The organism is Cryobacterium cryoconiti, from assembly GCF_004403065.1.
Classification (GTDB): domain Bacteria; phylum Actinomycetota; class Actinomycetes; order Actinomycetales; family Microbacteriaceae; genus Cryobacterium; species Cryobacterium cryoconiti.
In genome coordinates this window covers 1-17,227 of sequence record NZ_SOHA01000023.1, presented here as the reverse complement: position 1 = coordinate 17,227, position 17,227 = coordinate 1, and the positions used below count along the sequence as shown (strand labels likewise).

Annotated in this window: 14 protein-coding genes; 6 read left to right on the top strand and 8 right to left on the bottom strand. The window is 62.4% G+C overall.

Features of this window, described 5'->3' with window-relative positions:
* The coding region (locus tag E3T49_RS16420; protein ID WP_206750823.1) for an Ig-like domain-containing domain at nucleotides 1-215 on the top strand (215 nt) is incomplete at its 5' end.
* A gap of 187 nt (nucleotides 216-402) precedes the next feature.
* On the opposite strand, the gene E3T49_RS08425 is transcribed toward E3T49_RS16420, so the two are convergent.
* The 7 genes from E3T49_RS08425 to E3T49_RS08395 all read right to left on the bottom strand — a co-directional run bounded on the left by E3T49_RS08425 (nucleotide 403) and on the right by E3T49_RS08395 (nucleotide 8,313).
* Nucleotides 403-1,578 carry a hypothetical protein gene (locus tag E3T49_RS08425; RefSeq protein ID WP_134424490.1) on the bottom strand — a complete coding sequence of 392 codons (1,176 nt, stop codon included), beginning with the start codon at nucleotides 1,576-1,578 and terminating at the stop codon, nucleotides 403-405.
* A 295-nt stretch (nucleotides 1,579-1,873) separates the two neighbouring features.
* Complete coding sequence (locus E3T49_RS08420) at nucleotides 1,874-3,163, bottom strand: glycosyltransferase family 4 protein (protein WP_134424489.1); 1,290 nt, start codon at nucleotides 3,161-3,163, stop codon at nucleotides 1,874-1,876.
* Between the two features lie 32 nt (nucleotides 3,164-3,195).
* Nucleotides 3,196-4,176 carry a WxcM-like domain-containing protein gene (locus E3T49_RS16750; protein ID WP_134424493.1) on the bottom strand — a complete coding sequence of 327 codons (981 nt, stop codon included), beginning with the start codon at nucleotides 4,174-4,176 and terminating at the stop codon, nucleotides 3,196-3,198.
* On the bottom strand, nucleotides 4,176-4,580 hold the full coding sequence (locus E3T49_RS08410) for a GtrA family protein (protein WP_134424488.1): 405 nt from the start codon (nucleotides 4,578-4,580) through the stop codon (nucleotides 4,176-4,178). The genes E3T49_RS16750 and E3T49_RS08410 overlap by 1 nt, the downstream gene beginning before the upstream one ends.
* Nucleotides 4,561-5,532 (bottom strand): glycosyltransferase family 2 protein, encoded by a 972-nt coding sequence (locus tag E3T49_RS08405; protein ID WP_134424487.1) that lies wholly within the window; start codon nucleotides 5,530-5,532, stop codon nucleotides 4,561-4,563. The genes E3T49_RS08410 and E3T49_RS08405 overlap by 20 nt, the downstream gene beginning before the upstream one ends.
* Nucleotides 5,529-6,638: a DegT/DnrJ/EryC1/StrS family aminotransferase gene (locus E3T49_RS08400; RefSeq protein WP_198414240.1), complete on the bottom strand. Its 1,110-nt coding sequence runs from the start codon at nucleotides 6,636-6,638 to the stop codon at nucleotides 5,529-5,531. The genes E3T49_RS08405 and E3T49_RS08400 overlap by 4 nt, the downstream gene beginning before the upstream one ends.
* Nucleotides 6,639-6,810: 172 nt before the next feature.
* Nucleotides 6,811-8,313 (bottom strand): hypothetical protein, encoded by a 1,503-nt coding sequence (locus tag E3T49_RS08395; RefSeq protein ID WP_134424486.1) that lies wholly within the window; start codon nucleotides 8,311-8,313, stop codon nucleotides 6,811-6,813.
* Between the two features lie 484 nt (nucleotides 8,314-8,797).
* Here E3T49_RS08395 and E3T49_RS08390 point away from each other — a divergent pair, with 484 nt between their 5' ends.
* Entirely contained in the window at nucleotides 8,798-10,672 is a 1,875-nt protein-coding gene (locus E3T49_RS08390; protein WP_134424485.1) for a DUF4012 domain-containing protein, read from the top strand.
* Nucleotides 10,673-10,686: 14 nt separating this feature from the next.
* Here E3T49_RS08390 and E3T49_RS16165 read toward each other — a convergent pair whose 3' ends face one another.
* Complete coding sequence (locus E3T49_RS16165) at nucleotides 10,687-10,833, bottom strand: hypothetical protein (protein ID WP_158251972.1); 147 nt, start codon at nucleotides 10,831-10,833, stop codon at nucleotides 10,687-10,689.
* Nucleotides 10,834-10,949: 116 nt separating this feature from the next.
* On the opposite strand from E3T49_RS16165, the gene E3T49_RS08385 reads away from it, so the two are divergent.
* From E3T49_RS08385 to E3T49_RS08370, 4 genes are all read left to right on the top strand, one after another.
* Nucleotides 10,950-12,263, top strand: coding sequence for a UDP-glucose dehydrogenase family protein (locus E3T49_RS08385; RefSeq protein ID WP_134424484.1), 1,314 nt, complete (start codon nucleotides 10,950-10,952; stop codon nucleotides 12,261-12,263).
* Entirely contained in the window at nucleotides 12,260-13,306 is a 1,047-nt protein-coding gene (locus E3T49_RS08380; RefSeq protein WP_241972715.1) for an LCP family protein, read from the top strand. Before E3T49_RS08385 ends, E3T49_RS08380 begins: the two co-directional genes overlap by 4 nt.
* Nucleotides 13,307-13,416: 110 nt before the next feature.
* Nucleotides 13,417-15,690 (top strand): HelD family protein, encoded by a 2,274-nt coding sequence (locus E3T49_RS08375; protein ID WP_174722404.1) that lies wholly within the window; start codon nucleotides 13,417-13,419, stop codon nucleotides 15,688-15,690.
* Nucleotides 15,691-16,223: 533 nt separating this feature from the next.
* Nucleotides 16,224-17,006 (top strand): HAD-IIB family hydrolase, encoded by a 783-nt coding sequence (locus E3T49_RS08370; RefSeq protein WP_134424482.1) that lies wholly within the window; start codon nucleotides 16,224-16,226, stop codon nucleotides 17,004-17,006.
* The last annotated feature ends 221 nt before the right edge of the window (nucleotides 17,007-17,227 follow it).

Sequence of the window (17,227 nt, the reverse complement as noted above, 5' to 3'; positions counted from 1 at the left end):
TCAACGGTGTGTATAAATACGGTGCGTCCGCGTTCCCAGAGCAAACCTACGCGGCCAGCAACTACTGGGTGGATGTGGTCTTCATGCCCGACCACTCTGTTGCCGCCGCTCCCGCCGTGATCTCGGCAAGTCCCGCTTCTGGGGCGAGCGGTGTGCCTGTCACGACTGTGCTGTCCGCGATATTTGATCAGGCCGTTCGTTCGTCCTCCATGTGACTCGTTTTCCGGCTTGGGAGTCGATGGGCAGTGGCGGCCTGGAGGTTTACGGGCCCCGGTCGCGCTGCGCTCAGTGCGAACTTCAGAGTTCTTTTCCACGGCGGTAACACCAGCGCGTGGCGGCGTTCGGCCGACACGCTGCCTGTCGAGATCCAATTCGGCTTTCTTGAATTGGCCCTTGAGGAGACTATTTGTTGATGATGGGGATCTCGGTTCCGGGCGTCAACCTCGACAAGTCAGCGTGACGCTGCAAGAGCGACCTGATCAGATAGGAGGAGAGCAGGACAATGTAGCCCACGTACGTTGGGCCGCTTATCGCCAGTTGAAGGTTTTGCGGAACAAACAGTAAGCCGAGCCACGTATAGCAGAACACCGTGATAGAAAGCCAGTCGCCGTCCTCGATAGCCGACCGCCACACGAGCCCAAGGACGGCAGCCTGGAGGCCAATCACGACGGGAACGAATATCCACGGTACGTCATTCGCAAGGCTCGTTAACGCAGTGCTCCAGTACCACGAATCGGACCATTCCAGTTTGAACAACTGCGAAGTGACCACCGCTTGTGGATTGACCCCGAGCAGACTGTTCACCATTGATGCAAGGGCTTGAGAGTGGCTGAGTCCGCCGCCGAAGGTCCATGTCGCGTCCAGCGCACGTCCCAATCCCTCGAGACCTTGGCTCGCATAGGAGGAGAAGTAGATTCCCGCTACTTCGAACGCGGAAGGATGGTTGTGTGCCACAGCGCACTCTGTAGCGCCAGGGGGGCACAAAGGCACGTTGCCAGATCTCAATGCTTTCCTGGCTCCGAAGGCAAAGAATAGACCTACGGCGAGTAGGAAGAGGACGAGTTTTTCTGGGCGCCGGAGTGGCATTCGGCGTCGAACCCGTGACAAAACCCAGGCCCCAAAGACGACGATTCCGGAAAGTCCAATTTGTTGATCTCTCGCCACGAGAATCCCCATGAGTGTTGGCGCGGCAAGTACGCTGAGGAAAAGAAGTCCGTGCTTGCGTCTCTCAAACCAAGACATCGCCAAGTAGGGGAGAGCAGTCAACGTGAACGGTGCCAGCACTGTTTGCAGTAGCACAATGCCGCTTCTCGCGTCAAAGCCCTCGAGGATGCGCTCAGAGGACTGCGCATAGGCACCTGCCTGGTCATTTAGCGCATCTCCCAGATTGAGCACGCTGAAGCCCGAGTAGGCCTGACTCATTGGGATGACCAGCAAGAGGGAGGCGATAAAACCGATTGCCACCACTTCGGGGATTCGGTTTTCGTGCACTGGGCGAGTTGTCATTTGCCTCTGCCCAGTACCCCAGCGGTATCCAACGATCGAAGAAACCACCGTGCCGGCCATGAGCGCCGTCACACCTAGAAAATTCCTCTGCGTGTATGCAATGGGCCAAGCGGATGCATACATTGAAAAGCAAACCCCCCACCAAGCGAGCGCGACACCTAGGGGTAGGTAGCGCCCTCGAAGGGTGATGTCATGGGACTTTGACGTTGAAGAGAGTGCCCGAGGCGAGCGGTGCGGTTTCAGGGTGCATCCGATCTTCGTGGGAACAAGTCCGTTTGGCTAAATCGGTGACAGACCACACGGCATTCCCACCGCTCGTGGTCACCGATCAATACGGCGCCTAGTGAATCGTACTCGGGCAATTTGATTACCGGCAATTCGCCGCAGCATGGAAGCGGCCGACCGCTCGTGTCACGGAGAGCTCTTCTTCGAAGAAGAGGCGAGCATTACGCGCTCGTACCTCCAATGTTCCAGTCTTGTGCTCTTCGAACAGAGCGTCCAAAGCTTGCGCGAGCCCTGCAACGTCGCCAGCCGCTGCGGCGAGACCTGCGCCAGCGGCTTCGATGATCGTCCCGGCGTCTGAAGCAGGCTCGACACAAACAACCACCGGTACGCCCGAAGCACAATACTCGACAATCTTCGACGGGAAAGAGGGGGGTGTGACTCCCGCGACTGTGATCGCCACTCCGACGTGCGCTGAGCGCAACAGAGCACGATATTCGTCTCTAGGCAGTGCTCCGACGAATCGAACGTTGGTCAGTCCTATCCTCTCGGCGAGCAACATGAGTTCGGTGCGTGCAGGTCCGTCGCCGGCGATGATGAGATCGACATCTCGCCCTTCGATTTGTATCCGTAGCCAGGCCCGGAGGAGGACGTCCACCCCGCGACCCGCGACCAGTTGGCCACCAAACAAGACAGTGAATCGTTCCAGCTTCGGGGTGGAGCGAAACGTCTCAGGATTGAGCGCATCAGATGCCCAGGGCGGAATCACAATTGTTTTCGCCTTTAGGTTCGGATGGTATCGACGAAGAAAACGCTCATTGGCGGGGGACATAACTGCAATGACATCTGCGTTTCTTATCGACCGCGCCTCCAGGGCCCGCATCGGAGCGTGCAGGAATTTCACCCTGATCCGTCCGATCTCAATTTGGTGGATGGGGAAGAAATCCCACAAGACGAAGACGGAGCGACGCGCGATGCCTTTGCGACGGAGTCTGGCGGGCAGACCCCAAGAGAAGGCACCTATCGACGTGTAGACGCACAGGTCGTAAACGGAATCATGAACTAGTCGGAAGCCCAGGTTGTGGAGGCCCCACCCGGCTGCGACGTTATTGAGCAACTTGCCCGCAGATCCCGCTCTGATCTTCGACGGTCCAACGCTGAGGAGTCGAATTCGGGAGTCGGCATACTCATTCCTGCCAATGGCTCTTGGGTTCTTCGTGTCATGAACGAGGACGTCAACCTCATCGCCGGCATCAGAGAATGCGGTGGCGAGGTCGTCAAGTAACCAGGGATTCAGGCCTTCACCCGAGAAATGGCCCGTCACGATCAGGACTCTCATTGGTTCAACTTTCATCACGTTGAGTTCGGTAGCGCGGCTGTGAGACCACATGCGATCGCTCAGCGATAGGACCGATGCTGAAGAAATCAGCGGCATGTTACTGGCTGTGCGCGGCGATGCGGCCCTGGCTAACTACTTGTTAACAAAGCTCCTTCGCGCAAGACCGTATTCTCCGTAGCTGACCGCCCGGGTACGAGGCTACGGAATTCTTCGTAGGTGCGGATGTAGTCCGCGCCGTCGTAGGGCAGTGACGCGAATACTGCGAGCACTGCATCCGGGCTGTACGCGTATTGCGTGCCCCAAGTCATGGCGGGCATGTACAGGCCGAGGTCGGGTGAGTCGAGGAGGAACTCTTCGCGATTCGTTCCATCGTCGACGATGGCTCGAACGGCGCCCTTGATGCAGATGAGGAACTGTTCGCATTGGCGGTGAGCATGCTCGCCGCGGACGTCCCGCGAGGGGACGTCGTAGACAATGAAGAATCGTTGGGGGTGGAACGGAAGATCGGCGCCGAGTTCGGCCACGACCAGGCTGCCGCGCATATCCGTGGCCTTGCGCAACTGGATCAGCGAATCGGTTCGCAAGGGCGGCTGATCTGTGGCGGTGGCTGACTGGGTCGACGAAACCATCTTCCGGCCATCAGTGTCGGTGTAACCCGAGATGCGCGCGGGGTTGCCAACGACTATTGCGAAGGGGGGGACATCACGTGTGACGACAGCGCCGGCACCGACCATTGCGCTGCGACCGATTCGTACGCCAGGAAGAATTACCGCTCCTCCACCAATTGAGGCGCCTTGCTCAACGACAGTGCGGGAAAAACTCTCCGGGTACTGCTTGCTGCGCGGATACCGGTCATTCGTAAACGTAGCGTTGGGACCCACGAAGACGTCATCCTGCAGTTCGATGCCGTCCCAGAGCTGCACGCCGGACTTGATCGTGACGCGATCGCCAATCACTACGTCGTTTTCAACAAATACGTGATCGCAAACATTGACGTTCCTGCCTAGAACTGCACCCTTGAGCACGTGGGCGAAGGCCCAGACGGTGGTTCCTTCACCGACACGATCGGATTCGCAGATACCTTGGGGGTGCACATAGGGCTGCGTCATCACGCGACCTGCTTCCTGTTGTTGTCATTAGTGAAGATTAGGCGGCCAGCGAGGAAGCTTAACGGGGCCGTGACAAAGACCGTCGCGCCGTTCGCGAGCGGGGGAGCCCCCCAAAGAGCGAGCAACTGCAACGCCCCAAGACCGCAAGAGTATATGGCCACGTAGGCGACGGCGTAGAGGGCTGCACGGAGTGGTGAGAGATGGGATTGAAACACCCAGCGCCCGGTCATGACTACTGATATCCCAATTCCGAAGGCAAATGCGATCGTGAAAGCGATCCACCCCGGTAGGAAGAGACTGAGCGCCACGACAATGACCGCTGTAACCGCTGTGTTTGCGCCTCCAGCGATGAGAAATCGAATCGATGCCCGTTCGCCCCATCGCTCAGGCTTCTGCGGCGTCATCGGTTACCAAGTGACTTTCCGAGACCCAATGTGTCATGACGATTGCTCCCGGTCTGCGTTTCGTGTTCTCGAAAGCGCGCCACACATATGAGCCCACGATCCCCAGCGCGACGAGGAGACTGAAAGTGGAGAAGAGTATGACAAGCATGAGCGGGGTGTAGCCAGGCTCCGATATCGCACCAGCAAGAAAGGAAACCAATACGGCGATCGCGGCCAAGATCGTGAAGAGACCGCCAACCACGCCAACGCTCATGAGGACGCTGAGGGGGATGTCGGTGAATGAGAAAATGCTATCTAGGAGGTAGCGACGTTTCTTGGCAAAGGACCAGCCGCTCTCGCCATGCTCTCTGGTGCGGCGAACATACGGAACTTCGGCTCGCCGGAAGCCGACCCAGTACAAGAGCCCGACGAGACTGGAATGGGACTCTTCGAGTCGTAGGATTTCGTGAACGACGGCTCGATTGCAAGCAAAGATGTCCACTCCGCCTTGAGGCATGTCAGGGAAGACCCAATTTCGGTAAAGGCTCCAGAACGCAGACGCCGACCATCGCGTAAATCGGGGGTCTTCTCGCGACTGTCGGCGACCGACTGTTACATCGACGGTGCCGCTGGCCAGCTGCCGGAAGAATTCGATCACAAGCTCGGGAGGTTCTTGGAGATCGGCCGCCATTACCGCTACGAATGCGCCACTGGCATGTTGCATACCTGTGCGAATCGCGGCGAAAGAACCAAAATTTCGGGAGTGCTGGAGTAACTGTGTTGCGAAGGGAGCGCGCGGGATTATCTCCTCGAGCAGTTCAAATGAATTGTCCGGAGAACCATCGACTACGAAGACTACCTCCAAAGAGCTGTCGAGTTGGAGGGCGATATCGCCTAGCCGTGCGACCAAATCGGGTATACTTCCGGCATTTCCATACACAGGTACGACGACAGAGTACGTCGCAGGCGTCATGCTACGGCGCCAATCGCTTTGCAAACAGTGCGAACTTCCTCATCGGTCAATTCGGGAAAGCATGGGAGGGAAAGTAACTGCCCAGCGAGCTCTTCAGTATTGGGAAGTGAATGCGGTTCAGCGTTGAATCCAGGTTGTTGATGATCAGGTACGGGGAAATGAATATCTGTTGATACCCCGTGCTGGGCAAGGACCTCGCGCACTTCATCTCTCCGAGGTGTCAGAGCGACTGCCAAGTGGGCAACGTGGTGTTCTCCGACCGCAGGGAGTACCCGCAGAGGCCCGCCCGCGGCGGCTGCTGCGTATTGTGCAATGATCCAGCGACGGCGTTCGTTGAGTGCGTCAAGTTGAGGTAGTCGCGCGAGGAGGAAGGCTGCCTGAATCTCGTCGAGCCTGGAGTTAGCGCCTCCGGCGATGGCCACTCGGTACTTCGAGTTCCATCCGTACTGCCGTAACTGAGTTACCTTCTCAGCGAATGCGGCATTGTTCGTGGCCACCGCCCCTCCGTCTCCGAGCGCGCCGAGGTTCTTAGTGGGGTAGAAACTGGTCGCGCAAAGATCGCCGAAGGAACCGGCCGCACCTTCTGGTCGACGCGCCCCGATAGCCTGGGCGCAGTCCTCAACCACACGAATGCCACGTTTATGGCACAGTGCAACAAGGCCACCGATATCCGTCAAATTGCCATACAGATGAGTGATGACTACTACGCCAATGTCAGCGGTCAGGGCTTCAGTCACGGTTGCCTCAGTCAGACATAGGCTCTCGCAATCAACATCTGCATACCGGACTCGAAAACCGGCGCGCCTAGCTGCCGTAGACGTATACCCGCCGGCATTCGCGGCGCTGAGAACGGTGTTCTTTCCCTCGGGCATGGCAGCCTTGATAGCAAGCTCCAATGCATCGGTTCCTGACGCTACGCCGACCACGTGAGACACCCCAAGATACCTAGCCAATGCCTTCTGGAAGCTATCGTGCTGGGGACCGAGCACAACCCAACCCGAATCCAGCACCTGAGTCATGGCGACCGCGAGCACTTCGCGGTCCCGCATGATGCCACGGGATAGGTCGTTCATGGGTATCGGAGAGAAAGTAGAGGTGGTGTTCACTTTTTGTTCCTGAGTCGGCGCCGCCGGGTGATCAATTTCAGCTTACCTAATGCGTGGAGCGACATGAGCGAGCGGCCATACTCGGTGCCTGGTCTGGACGAGGCGTGAGTCTGAACGCCTCGAATCTCCGAAAAGCGTTTTGCCGCTTCGATACCAACCCGTGAAACGGGAATCAAGGTTCAATCACCCATACCTGGATTGGCCCGCCAGGCGCCTCATAGGTGGGGCGAGTAATTAGTGTCGCACGGCCGTCAAAAGCCAAATCCACCGCCAGAGATAAGTACTCAAGATGCGCTTTGCTCGCGCCAACCAGAATCCGCACGTCCCAATCTTCAATGAGTCGGGCTGCCTCCTCTGGAGAGCTGATGAGGGGATTCAGGGCTATGACAGGGCGCGGTACTGCCGCATAGGTCAATGGAAGGACTTGCGATGTGTCGGCTACGGCGAGCACTGAACCGCTGGGTTCACGAGCCAGTTCACCGCCAAGCTTTCTCGTCTGCTCAATTTCGGTTTGAGCTTGATATTTATACTCGCGCGCCATCAGAAAAGAACCAGCGGCGCATCCGATCAGAATGCTGCCCACCGCAACCCAAGCCACAACTGAGACCCAGCCGGTCGCTCGCTTGTGCTGTTTGAGCTGGTCTATCAGGCCCACAGCAAATACAGCGACAAAGGGTACCAACGCAAAAATGTAGCGGTTTTGCGCTTGGAAGGCCGCTGAACTTGCCAGGTAGATGCCCAAGACGACCAACGCCCAATACTTGACCATTCGAGAGCTCTGGTTGTTGCGAATCAAGGAAATGCCGGCTACGACCACGAGAAGTACGGCGGATTCTGTTATTACCTCAGATGGTGACGACGGAACGATCGCCTCTGCGAGGCCCATACCCACCTTTGACACAAATTCTGACAGGGAGAAAGGTGCCTGGGCTAGATCGTAGTAGGAGGTCATCTGCCCCTTTTCGGAGGGCGTACCGGCCATGAGTTGAGAGAGCACGCCAGCGTGAGCGTACGGCGGGAATATCAACGGCTTCAGTGCGACGAGAACGACGGTGATTATGAGGCTCGGGGCTGCCAAGAGCCAACGATTTCGATTCTTCCGACACATCCAAATAGTGAGAAGGGCCTGAGCGGGAAGCAAGAGCGCATAGTTATCCCGCGTGTAAAACATCAAGATGCTTCCGGCGGACATGATCAAGAGGCCTGTTGAGATGGATCTGGACTCGGCCCTGGCAATTGATGAGGCGACAACCGAACCGAGTATGAGAAGGCTGGCGCCTAACGCGAGGGACATTTCTGCCAAAGCGTTTATCGACAGCCAGAGTGTTAACGGAAAAGTCAGGAACACGGCGGGGGCTATGAACGAGTAGGAATACCCCTGGATTCTTGCCACGAAGTACAGGCACAGGGCAATGAGTATCGCGAGAAATACGTTGACCGAAACCCACGACAAGTAGTCACTAACGCCCGACTGATGCGCCAGGCCTGCCAAATGGGTAATCGGCAGATTGTGGATGCGTGGGGGTAAATCAGTGAGTGAAGCTGTTGCGGCGACCGTTGGATAGATCGCGTTTGTGACCGGCGAGTCTGTGAATTTCGACATCAATAGGTCTGCGACGTACCAGTATTGATCGCTACCACGCAGGCCGACCGCACCATAAAGGACGTTGCCCATGAATATCGCTGCAGACGCTGCAGCTACGCTGATGCCTGCAACCTGCCAGGTACGTCGGGTGGGTGGGACCTGACTGGCTGGCAAGGAATCTCCTCTGTAAAGGCGCTGCGTTTGACGCAGTCAATGAATGGGTTCGTAACGACGGCGCAGCCCCGGATGGGGACCGGATCGGGCCCCATAAGGTTCGACAATGCTGTAGTTTTTCCGAAGTTTCTGCGGCACTCAGCTTTTACACGAACAAAGCCAACTTCATTGTAGGAGTTGCCAGCCAGGCTCCCGTAACACTGCGAGCGGGTATGACAAAACGTTGGGGCTGATGGACCGGCAATACTCCTGCGCGCACGCTCAGGGCGTTATGGAGCTGGTGTTCCTGATGCGGCGCAAGTGGATGCCTCATCAAAACGCGACTGGCGGGTACGGTGTCGTTCAGACTCAAACGCTCGGTCAGTTCTCGTTCCCCGGTGCGACCTGATTCAATAGCTCAGTGAGTCAAACCAACAGTCAGTCCAGGGTGCGCCGAGCCAAGAGACTCAAGGCGCGCATGAAGCCCCGGATCTACCGCCGGTGGTGGTTCTGGACGGTCGTCGTCGTCGGTGTCCTCGTGGTTGCCGGAGCCTGGGTGGGTCTTCGGGGATTGCAGGCGAAGGCTGAATTGGAAGCGGCGCTGCCGCTGGCCTCCACGATTAAGACGCAACTGCTTGCTGGAGACTCGGTGGCGGTGTCTGCGTCGGTGAAGAGCATGGCAGGGCACACCACCCGCGCTCGTGACCTGACTGGCGATCCGGTCTGGCGAGCCGCGGAGTTGGTTCCATTCGTTGGGGCCAATCTCGCAGCTGTGCGAAACCTGGCTGATGTCGCCGATGACGTGGTCAGTGGCGCGGCCGTCCCGTTGGCTGCGACCGCGGCGACTCTGAACCCTTCGTCGTTGAAGCCCGTCAACGGCGCCATCAATCTTGAGCCGATCGTTGCAGCTGGAGATGCTCTCAACCAGGCCAGCGCGGTGTTCTCGGCCGCGAACAAACAGGTCAGCGACATCGACACCAGCATGACCGTCGGGCAGGTCACCGCCGCCGTGGACGAATTCCAGAGCTTCCTGGGGAGCATCTCACCGACGTTGGTGTCGGCAAGTCAGTTAGTGGACGCTCTTCCCGATGCTCTCGGGGGAGCCGCTCCCCGCAACTACGTCATCGTGTTCCAGAACAACGCTGAAGCACGGGCTCTCGGAGGCACCTCGCTCTCGTTTGCTCTGCTTACGGTTGACCAAGGTCGCGTCACACTGGGCGACGCCGTGCCAGCGGGGTTCGGAAACTTTGCCTACTACCAGGAATCTGTGGTTCCTCTTCCGGAAGGGGTAGAGGCGCTATACGGTTCGGAGTTCGGTCGGGCGATGTCGAACCTCACGGTGCGGCCCAGTTTCGAGAGTGCAGCTACCGTGACCCAAGAAATGTGGAAGCGGCAGTTCGGCACCGATATCGATGGCGTCATCTCGGTTGATCCAGTTGCGCTGGGTTATCTGCTGCGGGGAACCCCCACCATTCCGTTGTCGACCGGAGACGTGCTTACGAGCGAAACCCTCGTGCCTCTCTTGCTTAACGGGGTCTACATGCGCTTCTGGTCCGGGAATACTGGCGCGGATGCTGTCGCCGACAACGCAGCGCAAGATGTTGTCTATGCGGAAATCGTCGAGAAGACGTTTGATCAGCTTCTCGGCGGTGGCGTCGATCCTAATCAGCTGATGTCGGCCCTCACCCAGGCCGTGAACGAGCACCGGGTGCTGATGTGGAGTCCGAAGGTAGAAGAACAAGCCATCTTCGAGACTCTCGGGGTGGATGGATCCTTGCCGAAGAGCGACGAAGCGACAGATCGGGTCGGGGTCTACTTTCAAGAGAACGTCGGCTCGAAGATGAACTACTACCTGAAGCAGTCCGTCAGCCTCGGTCAGGCTGCATGCCGGGCTGATGGGAAGGCGTCGTACCGCGTCGGAGTTGACCTCACCAACGAGATTCCAGCCGATGCGGTGACATCCGTCAGCCCCTCGATTCTGGGTACGTTCGTGCGGGAGAAGCTCGAGCCGGGTGTGCAGCGCATGATCGTCATGGTCTACGCCCCGCCCGGGTCGCAGATCGTGGGAGCGACGGTTGACGGGGCTCCCGTGCAGCTCGAATCGTTCCACGACACCGACTACCCGGTGGCGAAGCTGATCGTGAGTATGGAGCCCGGCGCCACGTCGAAGATCACCCTCGACGTGGTGGCGGCCGCAAGCGGCACGAAGGCGCTTGAGGCCCAGGTCACCCCGATGGTGAACCCCACGACGATCTCGGATCTGCCCCTCGACTGCGCGACTGTCGCGGCGGAGTAGTCAGGGCGGCGGGGCTACAGGCCGATGGCGAAGGCGGCGTAGCCGATGACGCCGGCGGAGACCGCAGCTACGGCCAGAAAGGCGTACTGCAGTCCTTTGGTGCTGCGGCCTCGTCGCAATAATGCCTTGTGGCCCATCTGCTCGGGCCGGATTTTAGTCACAATTTTCACTGTAGTGCTGCGGTGACACCAGACTCCCGGTTTTTCGCCCCCAAAGGAGGGGGTCGGACCGCCTCGCCTGATGCCCGAGGTTAGGCTTCAGGGGTGGAGAAGACGATATGAAACTATCCGTAATCGGCTGTGGCTACCTCGGGGCCGTGCACGCGTCGGCGATGGCCGAGTTGGGCCACGACGTGGTGGGCATCGATATCGATGCCCGAAAGATCGACCAGCTGGCCGCGGGCACACCGCCGTTCTACGAGCCCGGCCTGCCCGAGATTCTCACCTCGGCCATGGCCTCGGGTCGGCTGCGCTTCAGCACCGACATTGCGGATGCCGCCGGCGCGCAGGTGCATTTCGTCGGAGTCGGCACTCCGCAGAAGGCCGGCAGCCACGCCGCCGATCTCAGCTACGTCGACGCGGCCGTGCAGTCGCTGCTGCCCCACCTTGCCGCCGGTGACCTGGTCGTGGGCAAGAGCACGGTGCCGGTCGGCACCGCCGCCCGCCTTGCCGGCGTGATCGAGGCATCCGGCAGCGGGGCCACCCTGGCCTGGAACCCCGAGTTTCTGCGCGAGGGCTTCGCCGTGACAGACACCATCAGCCCCGACCGCCTCGTCTACGGGGTGCCGGCCGGCGCGGCCGGCGAGCACGCCACCGCGCTGCTGAACGAGGTCTACGCGTCCGCGATGGCCGCGGAGACGCCGCTGATCGTGACCGACTACGCCACAGCGGAGCTCGTCAAGGTCGCCGCCAATGCGTTCCTGGCCACCAAGATCAGCTTCATCAACGCCATGAGCGAGATCGCCGACGTCTCCGGGGCGAACATCACCGAACTGGCCGACGCCATCGGGTTCGACAACCGCATCGGCCGCCGCTTTCTGAACGCGGGCGTCGGGTTCGGCGGCGGCTGCCTGCCCAAGGACATCCGTGCCTTCACGGCCCGCGCCGAGGAACTGGGCCGGGGCGAGTCGGTCTCCTTTCTGAAGGAGGTCGACGCGATCAACATGCGCCAGCGGCAACGGGTGGTCGCGATGACCCTGCAGGCCCTGGACAAGCCCGTTTACACGGCCAAGGTGGCCGTGCTCGGGCTCAGCTTCAAGCCGCACTCCGATGACGTGCGGGACTCGCCGGCCCTCGACGTGGCCGTGCAACTGCGGGGCCTCGGCGCCGACGTGATGGCCACCGACCCGCAGGGGATTGAGAACTCGCGGTTGCGGCATCCGCAGCTCACCTATTCGACCAGCATCGAGGAGACCCTGCGGTCCGCCGACGCGGTGGTGCTGGTCACCGAATGGGCCGAGTTCAAGCAGATCGACCCGGTCTGGGCGGCCGCGCTCGTGCGGGTGCCGATCATCATCGACGGCCGCAACACCCTCGATGCCGCAGCCTGGCGCGCCGCCGGCTGGACCTACCTGGGGCTGGGGCGACCGTGACCGCCGAGTCGTCTGGCGCACCGGCGCCCCGGCGGAAACGCCGCGGGTGGCGGATCGCGCTGATCGCCATCGCCGCCGTCGTTCTGCTCGTGGGCGGGGTCGCGGGCGTCTACGCCTGGACGCTCAGCAACACCTTCGACAGCCAGACCGTGAAGATCCCCGACGTGTTCCCCGACGAGGCGTCACGGCCGCCGGCGGCAACCAGTGACGGGGCGACCGGCGATGGGGCGACCGGGCAGAACATCCTGCTGCTCGGCTCGGACACCCGCGGGGCGAACGACGGGTCGATCGCCGACCTCACCGGCCAGCGCTCGGACACCATCATGGTGGTGCATGTGCCGGAGAATCGCGAGAACATCTACGTCATGTCGATCATGCGAGACAGCTGGGTCGACATCCCGGGTGAGGGCGAGGCCAAGATCAACGCCGCCATGAGCTACGGCGGGGTTCCCCTCGCCGTGCAGACCATCGAGGGTCTGCTGGGTGCGCGCATCGACCATGTGGCCATCGTCGACTTCACCGGGTTCAAGGGCATCACGGATGCCCTGGGCGGCGTCGACATCGACAACCCGGTCGGCTTCGAGTCGTCTGCGATGAAGGGGCGCTACTTCGACGAGGGACCCCAACGTTTGAACGGCACGGAGGCGCTCGCCTTCGTGCGGGAGCGGTACGCCTTCGCGGACGGCGACTTTCAGCGGGCCCGCAACCAGCAGGCCTTCATCAAGGCCGTGCTGGGCAAGTCGCTGACGGCGGAAACCCTCACCAACCCTGCCCGGATCAGCGATCTGGTCGGGGCGATTGCCCCCTACCTCGCCGTCGACGACGGGCTGAACTCCGCCTACGTGGCCGGGCTGGCCGTGCAGCTGCGCGACGTGCGCGTGGGCGACGTCACGTTCTTCACCCTGCCGACGACGGGCACCGGCACCTCGCCCGACGGCCAGTCGATCGTCGTGATCGACCAGGAGAAGCTCAAGGCCGTGCAAGAGGGGTTCCAGACGGACACCCTCGACACCTACCAGCCCGAGGTGCAGACGATCGAATAGCGGCCCGTTGCCCGCGCAGGTCGCTCAGGCGCGGGCAACGACGAAGAGCCTGTCGGGCGGCCCTGCTCGAGCCGAGTAAACTTGAAGCTCGGATTTCAAGGGGTGTGCGCGTGGTCGACCAGGAGCTTCAGCGGGAACAGCAGTATGTCGCGAACCTGTATGCGCGTCTCGACGCGTTGCAGCAGGAGGCCGAGCAGCAGCTCGTGGCCGTGCGGCGTATCGACGTGGGCGGCAACCACCAGTCCCGGTCCGAACGCGACACGTTCGCGCGGCTCTACGAAGACCGCATCGTGCAGCTGCGCGAGGTCGACGACCGGCTGGCGTTCGGCCGCCTCGAAGTGGCCGCCGACCCTGCCGACTCTGCTTCGTCTGACTCTGACTCTGCCTCTGACCCTGCCTCCGTCTACCGCTACATCGGCCGGCTGGGGCTGCGCGACGAGGACCTGCAGCCCCTGCTGCTGGACTGGCGGGTGCCGCAGGCCAGCGCGTTCTACCAGGCCACCGCGGCCACGCCGCTCGGCGCCCGCGCCCGCCGGCACCTGCTGTCGAAGGGCCGCGACATCGTGCGCATCGAGGACGAGATCCTCGACGCCGCGCTGCTCGAGGGTGATTCGGCAACCGTGCACCAGGGCGAGGGCGCACTGCTGGCCGCGCTCACCGCCCAGCGCACCGGGCATATGAGCGATATCGTCTCGACGATCCAGGCCGAGCAGGACCGCATCATCCGTTCAGACCTGAAAGGTGTGCTCGTTGTGCAGGGCGGGCCGGGCACCGGCAAGACGGCCGTGGCCCTGCACCGTGCGGCGTACCTTTTATATACGCATCGGGATCGGCTGAAGAACTCGGGTGTGCTCATCGTGGGGCCGTCGGAGTCCTTCCTCAACTACATCGAGGCGGTGCTGCCGTCGCTGGGGGAGACCGGGGTGGTGCTCGCATCCGTGGGACAGCTGTACCCCGGCATCGAGGCGACGCGAGAGGATGCCCCGGCCGTCGCCGCGATCAAGGGCCAGACCTCGATGGCCAGGCTGATTTCGCGGGCCGTGCGCTCGCGGCAGCGGGTGCCTTCGTCTGTGCAGGTGTTGGTCGTGAACGGGGACCGGATCACTTTGAAGCCGCAGCTGATCGAGACCGCCATTCACCGGGCGCGGGCCAGCGGCAAGCCGCACAACGAGGCCCGGGTCACGTTCGTGAAGAACGCGCTCGCCGCTTTGTCGCGGGAGTGGCTTGCACAGTTGAAGGCTCAGGGCCGGTCGATGGACGAGACCGACCTGCCCATGCTGCGCGAAGACCTGCGGCTGGCCGACGACGTGCGCGTGGCCCTGAACACCGCCTGGCTGCCGCTCACCCCCGAGAAGCTCGTGCAAGACCTCTATGCCCGCCCGCAGTGGCTGGCGCAGCTCACCCCCACCTGGACGCCCGCGCAGCGTGCGCTGCTGCACCGGGCACGGGGTGCCGAGTTCACGATCTCGGATGTGCCGCTGCTCGACGAGGCCGCCGAGCACCTGGGGGAGTACAACGTGGTCGACGCCGCCCAGAAGCGCGAGCAGAAGGAGCAGCGCAAACGCGACGTGGAGAACGCGGAACTGGCCATCTCGAACATGGAGGTGAAGGGACTCGTGAACGCGAAGGCACTCGCCGACAACTTCGCCGAGCTGGGCGACCGCGCCACCACGGCCGAGCGCGCCGCCCTCGACCGCACCTGGACCTACGGGCACGTCGTCGTCGACGAGGCGCAGGAACTCTCGCCGATGCAGTGGCGGCTGGTGCTGCGGCGCGGCCCGCTGCGCTCGTTCACCATCGTGGGCGACATCGCCCAGGCGGCGTCGGCTGCGGCTGCGTCCAACTGGCGCGACGCCCTCGAGCCGCTGCTCTCCGGGTCGCAGGAGGCTGATCGCTGGCGGCTGGAGGAGCTCACCGTGAACTACCGCACCCCCAGCCAGATCGCGTCGGCCGCGGAGTCGATGGCCCTGGCGCACGACCTGCCGATCACCCCGGCCCGGTCGGTGCGGGCGAGTGAGTGGCCGATCTCGACGCTTCCGGATGTGGTCTCGGCCGTTCGGCGGGAACGTGCGCTGGGCCTCGGCGGCACCGTTGCAGTGATCGTGCTGGAGCCCGCGCTGGATGAAGTTGTTGCTTCGCTGTCGGCTGCGTTCGGTTCCTCGATTGTCGGGGTCGGAGCTGCCGGCCTCCTGGCCGAGGTGGCGGTGCTCACCCCGCACGACGCGAAGGGGCTGGAGTTCGACGCCGCCATCGTCGTGGATCCGGCCGGCATCGTCGCCGCGTCCTCGCGCGGTGCGGGCGCGCTGTACGTCGCCATGACGCGGCCCACCCAGCGCCTGTACCTCGTGGCGACGGGCCCGCTCCCCGCCGGCCTCGCCGGTTGACCCCCTCCCGCTGGTTGAGCCCCTCCCGGTGGTTGAGCCTGTCGAAACCCGGCGAGCCATCCTCCCAACCCGCGCCGCGGCATCCGTGCCCCCGCGCTAACTGCGGAGATTCTCGCAACACGCCGTTCGGCCCGCCACGAATCGCGGCGTGTCCCGAAATTCTCCGAAGTTGCGTCACAACGGATGCCGCGTGCCAGCCCCGTTCCCGCCCGATTCACCACCCCACCGCTTACCGCCCGCCCTCCCGCTGGTTGAGCCTGTCGAAACCCGGCGAGCCATCCTCCAAACCCGCGCCGCGGCATCTGTGCCCCCGCGCTAATTGCGGAGATTCTCGCAACACGCCGTTCGGCCCGCCACGAATCGCGGCGTGTCCCGAAAATCTCCGAAGTTGCGTCACAACGGATGCCGCGTGCCAGCCCCCGACCCACCCCCAACCCCCCGCTGTACACTTTTCACGGGCGTCGCGCATGGGTGACGTCAAGCTCCGGGCCATGAGCACGGCCGCGAGTCATCACAAAGAAACCACACCTCACATGACGACGACACTTCCCCGCCTGGTTGCCTTCGACCTCGACGACACGCTCGCGGCCTCCAAGTCCCCCCTCGATCCGCGCATGGCCGAACTCATGGTGAGACTGCTCGGCGTCGTCGACGTCTGCGTGATCTCCGGCGGTCAGATCGCCCAGTTCCACATGCAGCTGATCGACAACCTCGACACGGCGACCGACGACGACCTCGCGCGCCTGCACCTCATGCCCACCTGCGGAACCCAGTACTACCGCCACTCCGAGGGTGCCTGGAACCAGATCTACGCCGAGTACCTCAACGACGACGAGAAGGCGCGCGCCCTCGCCGCCGTCGAGGCTGCCGCCCGCGACCTCGGCTACTGGGAGGCCGAGACCTGGGGCCCGATCCTCGAGGACCGCGGCTCGCAGATCACTTTCTCGGCCCTCGGCCAGGGTGCCCCGGTCGTGGCCAAGTCCGCCTGGGACCCGTCCGGCGAGAAGAAGAACACCCTCCGCGAAGCGGTGCAGGTGCTGCTGCCCGACCTTGAGGTGCGCTCGGGCGGGTCGACCTCGGTCGACATCACCCGGCAGGGCATCGACAAGGCCTACGGCATGCTCAAGCTGGCCACCCTCACCGGCGTGCCCCTCGACGAGATGCTCTTCGTCGGGGACCGCCTCGACGAGAACGGCAACGACTACCCGGTCAAGGTGCTCGGCGTCGAATGCGTCGCCGTGGAGGGTTGGGAAGACACCGCCGCGTTCCTCGAAACGCTTCTGCCCCAACTGACGGATGCCGCCGCGCGCCCCTAAGCGCCCCTCACCCGCACTGGCCGGCTGAGCCCGCAGCTCAGCTCGCCGCTGCGATGCCGGCTGAGCCCGCAGCTCAGCCGGCGGCGACTGCCCCGACTGCGACTGCCCCGACTGCGACTGCCCCGACTGCGACTGCCCCGACTGCGACTGCCCCGACTGCGACTGCCCCGACTGCGGCCGCCCCGACCGCGGCCGCCCCGACTGCGGCCGCCCCGACCGCG